Genomic DNA, 11,363 nt, shown 5'->3' with positions numbered 1-11,363 from the left:
AAGGCAGGCACGGGCCTCGTCGAGCGGACCGCGGGCAAGCCCCTCCAGGACCGCTCCCGGCGCGGCGCCGGGTTCCAGCAACACCCGCACCCGGGCCCCGGAACGCTCCGGACCGGGCGCGGCTCGGCAGGCGCGGTCAGCGGGCACGCCGCTCGCGCGTGGGTCGTACGCCCATGCGGACGCGGGTGCTCAGCGGGTGCGGCGCAAGGCAGGCACGGGCCTCGTCGAGCGGACCGCGGGCAAGCCCCTCCAGGACCGCTCCCGGCGCGGCGCCGGGTTCCAGCAACACCCGCACCCGGGCCCGGGAGCGCTTCTTCCCGGCGGGCAGGTGCACCTGGGCGCGGTCGACGCCCTCGGTCGCCTCCGCGCGCCGGGCGACGGCGTCGGCCAGCGCGCGGGAACGCAGCGTGAGGGGCGGTCCGGCCAGCGGCAGCCGGCGTCCACCGCCGCGGAACTGGGCGAGGAACCAGGCGAGGCACAGCAGCAGCGCGCAGGCCGTGCCCGCGACGACGGCCGGCGTCCACCAGCCGTGTCCGCGCAGACCGGCGAGGCCGTCCCGGTCCAGCAGCACCGTCCCCGCCGCCGGGGCGGGCAGTCGTCCGGGCAGTCGCCCGGCGACCGCGTCCGAGGTGAGCGCCAGCAGTCCGCCGCCGGCCAGCAGGGCCGCCCCGGTCAGCGCGAGCAGCGTGCGGTTGACCGCGTTGCGCGACGTGTTCACGAGTCGCTCCCCTCCGCTCCGGGTCCCGGCGCCGTCTCTCCGGCCCCGGGGTCCTGCGCCGACGATGGGCGGTCGGCGGGTGCCGGCCGGTGCGCCGCTGTGGGCGCGGGCACGGGCGGCCCGGCCGCGGGCTCCGTACCGGGTGGGCGCCAGTGCGAGGCCGGGCGGAGGGTGACGCGTGACCCGAGGCGGCGGGAGAGTCCCAGGGTGGTGAGGGTGGCCGCGGTGGTGGTGCGCAGCGCGGTCCGGGTCGCCGGGCGGTCGCCGAAGGACAGGCGGCCCCGCACGCGTACCCGGCGCCGGCCGCAGCGCACCCGGACGTGGGTCACGCCGGGGACGGCCGACGCGGCGTCCCGCACCAGTTCCGCCGCCGCGGCGCGGTCCAGTACGGCCCGTTGAGCGGGCTGCCCAGGCACCGGTGACATCGGGAGCACGCCGCGCAGGCCCGGGGTGAGGGCGAGGCACAGCAGCCAGGCGCCCAGGACGGCGGCGACGGCGCCGCCCGCGACGACGCCGGTGTCCCCCGGGCCGTGCGTCGCCAGCCAGTCCACCGCACCGCTGCGCGGGCCCGCGGGGCGCCGGTCGGCGAGGTGCACCGACAGGACGTCGTACAGGAGGGCCGCGCACGCCGCCGCCACCACCAGGGCCACCAGCGCGGCGGGCACCCGGCGTGCCGACCAGGGGCGCCGGGCCCGGGCAGCTCGCGTGCCGCCCTCGTGGGCCGGGGACGGCGGCGGGGCCGCCCGGTCCGCGGACAGGGACTGGACGCGGACGGTCGCCGCCCGCACCGTGAGGCCGCTCAGCTCGGCCACCCGCTCCGCCGTCCGGCTCCGCACCCGTTCCCCGGCCTCTCCGAGCACCGCCGGGTACGGGAGCCGCACGTCGACCGAGACCTCGGCGCGGGGTCCGCGCACCGTCGCGGTGCCGTGGGTCACCCGGGCGCGGCGTCCGCCGAGGTCGGTCTCGGCGGCGGCCCGTTCCGCGATGCGGCGCACGGCCCGGTCGGCGACGACGGTCCGGCCCCGCTCGGCGGGCGCCGTACGGACGGCTTTCCCGACGGCCGGTGCCCTGCCGGTGGGCCCCTCGGCGGCCGCACCCGGTGCCGTACGTGCGCGGCCGCCCGCGTCCGGTGCCGTACCGGCGGGCACCCCGGCGGCCGGGGCGGGGCGGGGGGGGGGGGGGGGGGGGGGGGGGCCCCCCCCCGGGGCCCGGGGGGCGCCGGGCGCCAGGAACTCACGCCAGTCCGTGCCGCTGTCCACCAGCCGCCCCAGCACCGCGCCGACCGCACCCAGCGCGGCCACCAGCAGGAACGCGCCGAAGCCGCCGAACCACCCGGCGAAGGCCAGCGCCATCCCCGCCAGCATGCCGGTCACCGCTCTGCTCATCACTCGCCTCCGCCTCGAAACCTGCCCGGGATCCGTCCGTCACTCCACGCGCGCCTCCGCCGGGCGCTCCGGGTCCTCGTCGTCCGGCAGGTGCACGTCGTTGACCGTGATGTTGACCTCGACGACCTCCAGGCCGGAGATCCGCTCGACCGCGTCGACGACGTTCTCCCGTACGTCCCGGGCGAGGTCGGCGATCGGCACGCCGTACTCGACGACGAGGTCCAGGTCGATCGCGGTCTGCCGCTCGCCGACCTCGACCTTGACGCCGCGGCCGACGTTCGGCCGGCCACCGGGCACCCGGTCGCGGACCGCGCCGATGGTGCGGGACAGGCCGCCGCCCATGTCGTACACGCCGGGGATCTCGCGTGCCGCCATGCCCGCGATCTTGACGACCACGACGTCGGCGATGGACGTGCGGCCCCGGGTCGCGGCCGGTTCGGTGGCGCCGGTGGAGCCGCCGCTCACGGTCGTCGCACCGCCCTGCGCGGTCCGCCCGTTCTTCTCGGACTTGCTCTCGATGGTGGCCGTCTGCGCTGCCGTCGTCATGGTGTCCTCCGTCGACCGTGGTCGTTCTCTGCTTCTGGGCGTTGGACCCGCGGGACCGTCCGGCGTTACGCGGTTCCGGGAATTTCTTTTCTCCGTGTTCTCGCGTAACGCCGGGGGCAGTCGGTGTGTCCAAGGACGGGAACGGTGGAGTGGGAAGGAGCGCGTGTGCCCGGGGACGACGGACTGCTCGCGGTGCGGGCCGCCGAGGGCGACGAGGACGCCTTCGAGGCGCTCGTGCGGCGGCACGCGCCCGGGCTGCTGCGGCTCGCGGCGAGCATGCTGGGCAGTCCTTCGGAGGCGGAGGACGCGGTGCAGGACGCTTTCGTCAGCGCGTGGCGCAGGCTCCCCGAGTTCCGGGGGCAGTCCGCCTTCGCCACCTGGATGCACCGCATCGTCGTCAACCGGTGCCTGAACATGCTGCGTTCCCGGCGCCCGGTGGCCGATCTCGACAGCGTGCCCGAACCGGCGGCGCCGGACCACTCCGTCTCCCCCGCCCGGGCCGCCGAGTCGCACGCCGCCGCGGTGGCGCTGGGCCGGTCGCTGTCCGAGCTCTCCCCGGAGCAGCGGGTCTGCTGGGTGCTCAGAGAGCTGGAGGGCCAGTCGTACGAGACGATCGCGGAGACGGTCGGGATCAGCCCGGAGGCTGCCCGCGGCCGGGTGTTCCGTGCACGACGCTGCCTGACGGAGGCGATGACCGCATGGCGATGAACAGCGGCGCGGACGAGCACGCCGAGGACGAACGGCTGGCCTGCGGACGGCTGCTGTCCGAGGTGTGGGAGGCCGGGGAGGGCGGTGCGGACGATCCGCACCTGCGGGTCTGTGCGCACTGCTCGGCGGCCGTGCGGCAGCTGGACCTGCTCGGCGCGGCGGTGCGCGGGGCGAGCGGCGGCGGCCGGGAGCCGGAGTGGGACGCGGGGGCGCTGACCGAACGGGTCATGGACGTCGTACGGCTGGAGCTGCGGCCCGGCCGGCCGCTGCCGCTCGGGGAGCGGGAGGAGGATCTGTGGGTGCGGGAGGCGATGGCCGCCAAGGCGTTGCGGGCCGCCGCCGAGACCGTGCCGGGGGTGCGGGCCGGCTCGTGCCGGATCCGGCCCGCCGAGTCGGGCGGCTCGCCCTCGCGGGGCCCCGTCCGGGTGCGGCTGGAGGTCGTCGTACCGCTCACGCCGCGGCTGCGCGACCTCGCGGAGGAGGTACGGCGGCGGGTGCGCGGGGCGGCGGACGACGCCCTGGGGCTGCCGGTGGACCATGTGGACGTGCACATCACCGACGTGACGGACCCGGCGGGGGCGGACCCGGCCGGGGCGGACCCGGCGGGGACGGGCCCGGGCGCGGTCGGTACGGACGAAGGGAACCAGCCGTGACCGCTGCCGCCACCGAGCGGGACGCACTCGCCGGCACCGTCGCGCGGGTCGCCGCCGACGTAACCGGCGTCGCCTTCCTGCGGCCGGGCCTGGTCGACCTGTTCCGCCCCGCCGCCCCGGCCGGACCGCCGGGCGCCGCCGGGCGCGCACCCGCGGGCGTACGGGTGAGCCGGGCCTCGCGGTCGGGGCCGTGGGAGGTGGACGTCCAGATCGTGATCCGGCGCGGCCACCGGGCCCTGACCGTCGCCCGCGCGGTGCGCGAGGCGGTGACCGCGGCGCTGTCCGGGGCGGCGCCCGGCGCCCAGGTGACGGTGACCGTGACCAGCGCCGTGTGAGCGGCCGGCCGGGTCAGCAGGTGGGCCGGTAGGGCAGCCGGGGCAGGAGTTCGGCCCAGCGGTCGGGGGTGAGGTCGCCGCCGGTGCGGTCGCAGACCTGGCGCAGCGCCCGGTCCGTGTCCAGGGTCCAGATCCTGGCCGTCAGGTCGTTGCCCACCGAGGCCAGCGTGGAGCCGCCGGGCGCGAAGGCGACCGACGTGACGGTGTCCAGGTGGCCGGTGAGCGCGTCGCCGTAGGCCTCGGCGTGGGCGGGGTCGGCCACGTTCCACAGGCGGACCGCGTGGTCCTCGCCGCCGCTGGCGAGGGTGCGGCCGTCCGGGGCGAAGGAGACCGAGGTGACACCACCGCGGTGCCCGGTCAGCTCGCCGCCCAGCGGGCGGGCCCGGCCGGGGTCGGTCACGTCCCAGAGCCGTACCGTGCGGTCCCGTCCGCCGGTGGCGAGGACGTGCCCCTTCGGGGCGAAGGCGACCGCGTTGACCCAGTCGCCGTGGGCGGTCAGGGGTTCGCCGACGGGCCGGGGCCGGTCGCGGTCGCGCACGTCCCACAGCCGGGCCGTCTTGTCCTGGCTGCCGGTGGCGAGGGTGTGCCCGTCCGGGGCGAAGGCCACGGAGCCGACCCAGTCGCTGTGGCCGGTCAGGGGCGTGCCGACGGGGCGCACGTCGTCGGGGTCGGAGACGTCCCACAGGCGGACCCGCTCGTCGACGCCGCCGCTGGCGAGGGTGCGGCCGTCCGGGGCGAAGGCGACGGTGAGGACACCGCCGGGGTGGGCGCCCGGGACGGTGGCCGCGGGGACCGGCCGGGCCGGGTCGGAGACGTCCCACAGCCGTAGCGTGCCGTCCTCGGCGCCGGACGCGACGGTACGGCCGCCCGGCGCGAACGCCGCGGTCAGGACGGGAGCCTCGTGGCCGGTGAGGGGGCGCGGCAGCGGGCGCGGGGCGCCCGGTCGGCGAACGTCCCAGAGCCGGACCAGGGCGTCGTCCGTGCTGGCGGCGGCGAGCAGCCGGCCCGTGGGGTCGTAGGCCACGGCGGTGAGCGGGTTGGTGAAGTCGGTCAGGACGGTGTCCGGCAGGTGCCACACGCGGACGCTGTGGTCGGCGCCGGTGGTGGCGAGGGTGCGGCCGTCCGGGCCGTAGGCCAGGTCCCACAGGCCCTCGGTGTGCCCCGTCAGCGGTTCGCCGATCCGGTGCGGGTAGGCGGGGTTGGCCACGTTCCACAGGATGACGGTGTCGTCCTGCGCGGCGCTGGCCAGGGTGTGTCCGTCCGGGCTGAACTCCACCGACCAGACGGCGGCGGTGTGCGCGGTCAGCGGTTCGCCCAGCGGGCGCAGGCCGCCGTCGGCCGACACCCCCCACAGGCGCACCGTGTCGTCGTAGCCGGCGGTGGCGAGGGTGTCGCCGTCCGGGGAGAAGGCCACCGACCAGACCGCCGCGTCGTGCGCGTGCCGTGGCTCGCCGAGCGGGACCGGTCCGTCGGCGCCGTCCGTGCGCCACAGCCGTACGGTCCCGGCGTGCCCGGCGGTGGCCAGGGTGCGGCCGTCCGGGGCGAAGGCGACGTCCCGGACACTGCGGGCGTCGGCGTGGGCCGGTGCGCCGATCGGTGCGGGCCGGGCCGGGTCGGTGAGGTCCCACAGACGCAGGGTGCCGTCGTCGCCGACGGTGGCCAGGGTGCGGCCGTCGGGGGCGAAGGCGACGGAGGTGACGGACTCGCCCGCGTGGCTGACGAGGGGAGCGCCCAGGGGCCGGGGCCGGGCGCGGTCGGTGGTGTCCCACAGCCGGATGCCGCCGCCGTGCCCGGCCGCCACCAGCACGGTGCCGTCCGGCGCGTACGCCACGGCGCCGACGGGAGAGCCGGCGATCCGCAGCGGCTCACCGAGCTGCCGGCCGGATCCGGCCGTGTCCCACAGCCGTACGGTGCCGTCGTGACCGCCGCTGGCGAGGGTGCGGCCGTCCGGGGAGAAGGCGACCGCGCTGCCGATGTCGTCGTGTCCGGGCAGCCGGGTGGACAGCACCCGGCCCGTGTCCGTGGTGAGCGCGGTGCGCAGTTCGGGGGTGGTGCGCATGCCGAGCGCGGCGACGTCCAGCCGGGCGGAGAGCGCGGCGTTGGTCTCGCGCAGCCGGTCCGCCTCCGCCGTGATCCGGCCGAAGACGGCGTCGTCCCGCTCCGCCTGGGCGGTGGCCCGCGCCCTGAGCGCGACGACGGCGGTGGCGGAGGCGATCAGGACCAGCAGCGCGAGGACGGCCGACAGCCCGCGCCTGAGCCACACCGCGCGCCGCCGCCGCTGGATCGACGCGGCCAGGAACTCGCGCTCCACCGGAGTCAGTTCCCCCGGCACCGGTTCCCCGCTCCGCTCGTCCCGCGCGAAGGCCTCGCGGGCGGCGGCCAGCCGTGAACCGGCGTAGAGCGCGGCGTTCTCCCGGCCGAGGGTCAGCCAGGTGCGGGCGGCCTCGGAGAGGGCGCGGTGGACGCGGAGCCGGTCGCGTTCGGCGTCGATCCAGCCGCGCAGCCTCGGCCACGCGGTGATGAGCGCCTCGTGGGCGAGTTCGACGGTGCCGTCGTCGAAGGTGAGCAGCCGGGCCGCGACCAGCCGGTCCAGCACGGCGCGGGTGCCGTCCCGGTCGCCGAGGTCGAGTTCCGCGTGCTCGGCGGGGCGCCGGGTGTCGGGGGTGCCGTCGCCCGGGGCGACCAGCCGCAGCAGGATCCGGCGCGCCAGCTCGGCCTGGGGAGCGGTGAGTTCGCCGTACACCTCCTCGGCGGTGCGGACGACGGCGCCGCGCAGTCCTCCGGCCGCCTCGTAGCCGGTCACGGTCAGGGTGCGGCCGGTGCGGTGCCGCCAGGTCTCCAGCAGCGCGTGCGACATCAGCGGCAGTCCGCCCGGCGCGTCCTCGACCTCGTCGAGCAGCCGGGTGGTCAGGGCGCGTTCGACGACCAGGGAGGACGCGGCGGCGGGCCGGACGACGGCCTCCCGCAGCTCCTCCCGGCTCATCGGACCGGCCAGCAGGGTCGCGTCCTGCAACGCGGCGGTGAGGCCGGGGTGTTCGGCGCAGCGTCCGAGGAAGTCGGCGCGTACGGCGACCACCACGCGCAGCCGGCTGCCGGGGCCGGTGGCGGTCAGGAGCCGGTCGACGAAGGCGTTCCGCTCGGCCGGGTCGGCGCAGAGGGTGTACAGCTCCTCGAACTGGTCGACGATCAGCCAGGTGTCGGCATCCGTGTCCGGCACCGGGCCGAGCCGGTCCGCGTGGGTGGTCAGCGGCGTCGCGCCGGGGGTGAGGATGCGGACGGCCGTAGGGGCCCCGGCGCCGGTTCCCCGGGCGCGCAGCCGGGGGATCAGACCGGCCCGCAGCAGGGAGGACTTGCCGCTGCCCGAGGGTCCGAAGACGGCGGTGAAGCGGTGCTCGCGGGTCAGTCCGGCCAGCCGGTCCACCAGTCGGTCGCGGCCGAAGAACAGGGCGGCGTCGTCCGGTTCGTAGCGGGTCAGGCCCCGGTAGGGCGGGCGGGTCTCGTCGTCGGCGCCCGCGAGTGCGGCGGCCTCCGCGCTCGCCGCCCGCCAGCGCCGCTCCCACTCCCCCGGGTCGCCGCCGCAGACGTCGACGTAGGCGAGGGTGACCGCGAGGGTGGGCAGTTGCCGTCCGGCGGCCGCCTGTGACAGGGCGGTCACCGAGAACGGGACCTTGTCGGCCATCGTCCGGTACGTCGGTCGCCCCACCGCGTCGCGCAGGGCGCGGAGTTCGGCGGCGAACCGCTCGACCGGTCCGGCCGCGGGGTCCAGCCGTCGCTCCCGGCGTCCCACTCCGTTTCCGCCCACGTGTGCCCCGCCCCGCCGTCGCTCTCGGTCCCCGTCCGGGCGCCCACGGTAGGGAGGCGCGGCAGGGGGCGGCAAGCGCCGGGCTGCTCGTCGGGGGGTGGCGCACGGGGAGTTCACCGTGTCTTCACGCCGGGTCCGCACGGCTCCGGTTCGCTCCGCGCGGCCCGCCGCATTGTTCAGTGCCGGGTGCGGGCTGCTGAACAACGGTGTTCCGCGGTGGAATCGGTGACCGGGGGAGTGCGGGGTGGCACGACCGCCGGGTCCGGCACGGCCGCGCCACCCCGCACCCGTTTTCCCGTCCGAAGAAGGCACATGAAGGAAGTGATCCGATGACCGCCGAGACGGCGACCCGCCGGCCGTGGACCGTGACGCTGGCGGTGGTGCTGGTGATGCTGGGGACGCTGGTCGCGGCGACGACGGCGACCGGCCCGCAGGGCGCGGCGACCCTGGTGCTCCTGCTGCTGGCGGTCTGCTTCTGGTTCGCGATCCGCGCGGGCCGCGGCCGGCGCACCGCCCGGACCGCGGTGAGCGCTCTGACCGCGGCGATCCTCGTCGTCGCGGCGCCGTTCGCCCTGGACGATCCGCTGTACGGCGGCACCACGCTGCTGTTGGCCGCGCTGCTCGCCGTCCCGGGCGTGGTGCTGCTGTACCTGCCGGCCGCGGAGGCGTACGTGCGGGCCCGCAGCGGGGAGAGCGACGAGGGGTTCGCGGGATGACCGAACCGATCTGCGACCCCCCGTCGGACTACGCGCGGGTGGCGCCCCGGGAGCCGCCTGCGCCCGATCCGCTCGCGGTGGCCGTCGGCAACGCCTCGCTGCTCGGGGCGGGTTACCTGATCCTGCGGCGGCGGGCGCTGTTCTGGGCCGCCGCGGTGGTCACGGCGTCGCTGCTGTGGCTGACGTACCGGACCGCCGAGACGTGGTGCGAGCTGCTCGTAGTGCTGTGGTGGGCGGCGGTCGTCGGACACAGCTAGTGGCTGGCGCGGCGGCATCCGGCGGCGGGGCCGCGGCGCGGACAGCGGGTGCTCGCGCTCGCCCTGGCCGTTGCGGTGCTCGCGGCCGCCGGGTGGGTGCGGTTCGACGCGTACGGGATCGAGGACCGGATCACCGACGCCCGCGCGGACGGGAGTTGCCGGGCGGCGGTGGACGCCCAGGAGGGGATGGGGTTCCGGCACCGGCTCGTCGCCGCGCCGGTGGCCGCCCGGGGCGAGACGGTGGTGGAGGCGTGCGAGCGCCTGGACACGGCGGCGGGCTATCTGAGCGGCGGGCTGACCGGCGACCTGGACATGCTGGAGTCCGCCTTCGAGCGGCTCGGTGCGGTGCTCGGCGAGCCCGGCAACGAACGGATGGTCGAGGTGACCCTGGACCGCTACCTCGGGCGGCTGCCCACCGACGACGGCTGCCGGAACGTACGCATCGCGGACTGGCTGCGGGACCGGAAGACCGGTCCGAAGGACCTGACCGGCCCCGCCTCGGCCACCGCGGCCCGGATAACGCCGGGGGCGCTCGCCCAGTGCGGTGACGCCCTCATGACCGACGAGGAGTGGGCCGACGCCCGGGACACCTACCAGCGGCTGCTCGACGAGCATCCGGGGGACGGCCGTGCGGACGACGCCCGCGAGGGGATCAGGAAGGCGGAGCTGGCGATCGAACTGGTCCAGGTCAGGAATCTGGTCGAGGAGGCGGACGGCATGGACTCGGGCTACTGCCGGGAACCGGCGAAGTACTCGGCGGCCCCCGCCTACCGCAAGGGCAGGAGCGGTGCCGTGTTCGTCGGCGACACCGAGTACACGGACAAGCTGCCGGAGGAGTGGCGGGCCGACACGCCCGATGCCGCGCTGGTGGTGTGCACGGACGAGACGGAGGCGGGCGACGTCGTCGAGACGTGCCAGTACCGGGACCAGAAGGGCCGCATCGGCAGTGTCAGGTTCAACAGACTGGCGGTCCGGGTGAAGGCCTACGCGCTGCGGACCGGGAAACTCGTGACCGACCGCACGGTGCAGATCGGCGGCGAGAGCTGCCCCGGCACCCTCGGGTACTTCGGCTCGCTGCCGTCGCGGATGGCCGTCACGCCCTCGAACGGGGACGTGCGCGACGCCTTCGGGCCGGTGGTCGGGCGCTGACCCGGCGCACGCGGTCGCCGTGTGGGTGGTCGCCGTGTGGTTGGTCGCAGTGTGGGTGGTCGCCGTGCCGTTGGTTGCCGGGCCGTCGGCTGGGCACCCGGGGGCACTGTGCACGAACGTGACGCAATTCTGGTGACCGGCTGGTTCAGCTTCCTGCACGGGGAGGCGACGGCCGGGGACGTGCTGGCGCTGGCCCGGGTGGAGCGGGTGCTGGGGGACGCGGGGCTCGCGTACGACGTCGTGTGGAGCCCCGGGTTCCGTGCCGGCGGCACGCACTTCGCGGACGTGGACCCGGCGACGTACTCCCGGCTGGTCTTCGTGTGCGGGCCGGTGCACGGGCCCCAGGTCGAGGAGTTGCACCGGCGGTTCGCGCACTGTGTGCGGATCGCGGTCGGGGTCTCCGTGGTCGATCCCCACTCCCCTGCCGTCACCGGCTTCCACCGGGTCCTGGCCCGGGACGCCGCCGGAACCGGTCCGGGCGTGGACCTCGCGGCCCGCGCTCCGGCGCTCCCGGCCGTGCCCGTCGTCGGAGTGGTGCTCACCCACGGGCAGCACGAGTACGGGGGGCGGCGACGCCACGAGGAGGTCGCCGCCGTGCTGACCCGCTGGCTGGCCGGGCGGGACTGTGCCCGGCTGGAGCTGGAGACCCGGCTGGACGCGCACGACTGGCGGCTGTGCGGCACACCGGCCCAGCTGGAGGCCGTACTGGCCCGCCTCGACCTGGTCGTCACCGACCGGCTGCACGGTCTGGTGCTCGCGCTGCGGGCCGGTGTGCCGGTGCTGGCGGTGGATCCGGTCGAGGGCGGCGCCAAGGTGACGGCGCAGGCCCGTGCCTGCGGCTGGCCCGCGCTGGTGGCCGCCGAACGGCTGGCGCGGGCGCCCGCGGAGGGGGTGCTGGGGCGCTGGTGGGACTGGTGCCTGGCCGACGGGCGGGCGGCGGCGGCGCGGGTCGCCGCGGGGTTCCGGGCGGCGGACCCGGTGCCGGACGCGGCGGACGGCCTGCCGGCGGCCTTGCGGGACACGCCGGCCTTGCGGGACACGCCGGGAGCGGCGCCGGGGCGATGACGGCGCCGCCGGGCGGTCGGTCGGGCCCG

The 11,363-nt window shown here is 77.1% G+C and carries 11 protein-coding genes; 7 read left to right on the top strand and 4 right to left on the bottom strand.

Translation table 11 applies throughout. From position 1 onward, the window contains the following. Nucleotides 1–136: 136 nt before the first annotated feature. Genes ACFYZ3_RS18815 through ACFYZ3_RS18805 form a run of 3 tightly spaced genes read right to left on the bottom strand, consistent with a single transcriptional unit; the run spans nt 137 to nt 2,649 of the window. A complete protein-coding gene (locus ACFYZ3_RS18815; RefSeq protein ID WP_388518713.1) occupies nt 137–718 on the bottom strand; it encodes a hypothetical protein in 582 nt (193 codons plus the stop codon). Beyond that, nucleotides 715–2,103, bottom strand: a complete 1,389-nt coding sequence (locus ACFYZ3_RS18810; RefSeq protein WP_388518710.1) for a DUF6286 domain-containing Asp23/Gls24 family envelope stress response protein — start codon at nt 2,101–2,103, stop codon at nt 715–717. Before ACFYZ3_RS18810 ends, ACFYZ3_RS18815 begins: the two co-directional genes overlap by 4 nt. A gap of 39 nt (nt 2,104–2,142) precedes the next feature. Beyond that, nucleotides 2,143–2,649: an Asp23/Gls24 family envelope stress response protein gene (locus tag ACFYZ3_RS18805; protein ID WP_388518707.1), complete on the bottom strand. Its 507-nt coding sequence runs from the start codon at nt 2,647–2,649 to the stop codon at nt 2,143–2,145. A 165-nt stretch (nt 2,650–2,814) separates the two neighbouring features. Here ACFYZ3_RS18805 and ACFYZ3_RS18800 point away from each other — a divergent pair, with 165 nt between their 5' ends. From ACFYZ3_RS18800 to ACFYZ3_RS18790, 3 genes are read left to right on the top strand one after another with little or no spacing between them, the layout of a single operon-like run. Continuing rightward, nucleotides 2,815–3,357: an RNA polymerase sigma factor gene (locus tag ACFYZ3_RS18800; RefSeq protein ID WP_361006276.1), complete on the top strand. Its 543-nt coding sequence runs from the start codon at nt 2,815–2,817 to the stop codon at nt 3,355–3,357. After that, a complete protein-coding gene (locus tag ACFYZ3_RS18795) occupies nt 3,348–4,010 on the top strand; it encodes an Asp23/Gls24 family envelope stress response protein (RefSeq protein WP_388518703.1) in 663 nt (220 codons plus the stop codon). The genes ACFYZ3_RS18800 and ACFYZ3_RS18795 overlap by 10 nt, the downstream gene beginning before the upstream one ends. Continuing rightward, on the top strand, nt 4,007–4,345 hold the full coding sequence (locus ACFYZ3_RS18790) for an Asp23/Gls24 family envelope stress response protein (RefSeq protein WP_388518700.1): 339 nt from the start codon (nt 4,007–4,009) through the stop codon (nt 4,343–4,345). Before ACFYZ3_RS18795 ends, ACFYZ3_RS18790 begins: the two co-directional genes overlap by 4 nt. A 13-nt stretch (nt 4,346–4,358) precedes the next feature. Here ACFYZ3_RS18790 and ACFYZ3_RS18785 read toward each other — a convergent pair whose 3' ends face one another. Continuing rightward, nucleotides 4,359–8,132, bottom strand: a complete 3,774-nt coding sequence (locus tag ACFYZ3_RS18785; protein ID WP_388518697.1) for a WD40 repeat domain-containing protein — start codon at nt 8,130–8,132, stop codon at nt 4,359–4,361. A gap of 344 nt (nt 8,133–8,476) precedes the next feature. Between ACFYZ3_RS18785 and ACFYZ3_RS18780 the strand changes: the two genes are divergently transcribed. The 4 genes from ACFYZ3_RS18780 (at nt 8,477) to ACFYZ3_RS18765 (ending at nt 11,334) form a co-directional block, all read left to right on the top strand. Beyond that, entirely contained in the window at nt 8,477–8,863 is a 387-nt protein-coding gene (locus tag ACFYZ3_RS18780; protein WP_388518694.1) for a hypothetical protein, read from the top strand. Next, nucleotides 8,860–9,120, top strand: coding sequence for a hypothetical protein (locus tag ACFYZ3_RS18775; protein ID WP_388518692.1), 261 nt, complete (start codon nt 8,860–8,862; stop codon nt 9,118–9,120). The genes ACFYZ3_RS18780 and ACFYZ3_RS18775 overlap by 4 nt, the downstream gene beginning before the upstream one ends. 48 nt (nt 9,121–9,168) lie before the next feature. Beyond that, nucleotides 9,169–10,269, top strand: coding sequence for a hypothetical protein (locus tag ACFYZ3_RS18770; protein ID WP_388518689.1), 1,101 nt, complete (start codon nt 9,169–9,171; stop codon nt 10,267–10,269). A gap of 132 nt (nt 10,270–10,401) precedes the next feature. Then, nucleotides 10,402–11,334 carry a polysaccharide pyruvyl transferase family protein gene (locus ACFYZ3_RS18765; RefSeq protein ID WP_388518687.1) on the top strand — a complete coding sequence of 311 codons (933 nt, stop codon included), beginning with the start codon at nt 10,402–10,404 and terminating at the stop codon, nt 11,332–11,334. Nucleotides 11,335–11,363 lie beyond the last annotated feature (29 nt).

This window comes from Streptomyces sp. NPDC001599, assembly GCF_042893535.1.
Taxonomy (GTDB): Bacteria; Actinomycetota; Actinomycetes; order Streptomycetales; family Streptomycetaceae; genus Streptomyces.
This window is presented reverse-complemented; position numbering and strand designations above follow the sequence as displayed.

Coding starts and splice junctions, on each gene's coding strand:
- ACFYZ3_RS18795 (WP_388518703.1), top strand. CDS start 3,348: ATGGCGATGAACAGCGGCGCGGACGAGCACGCCGAGGACGAACGGCTG.
- ACFYZ3_RS18810 (WP_388518710.1), bottom strand. CDS start 2,103: ATGAGCAGAGCGGTGACCGGCATGCTGGCGGGGATGGCGCTGGCCTTC.
- ACFYZ3_RS18775 (WP_388518692.1), top strand. CDS start 8,860: ATGACCGAACCGATCTGCGACCCCCCGTCGGACTACGCGCGGGTGGCG.
- ACFYZ3_RS18780 (WP_388518694.1), top strand. CDS start 8,477: ATGACCGCCGAGACGGCGACCCGCCGGCCGTGGACCGTGACGCTGGCG.
- ACFYZ3_RS18805 (WP_388518707.1), bottom strand. CDS start 2,649: ATGACGACGGCAGCGCAGACGGCCACCATCGAGAGCAAGTCCGAGAAG.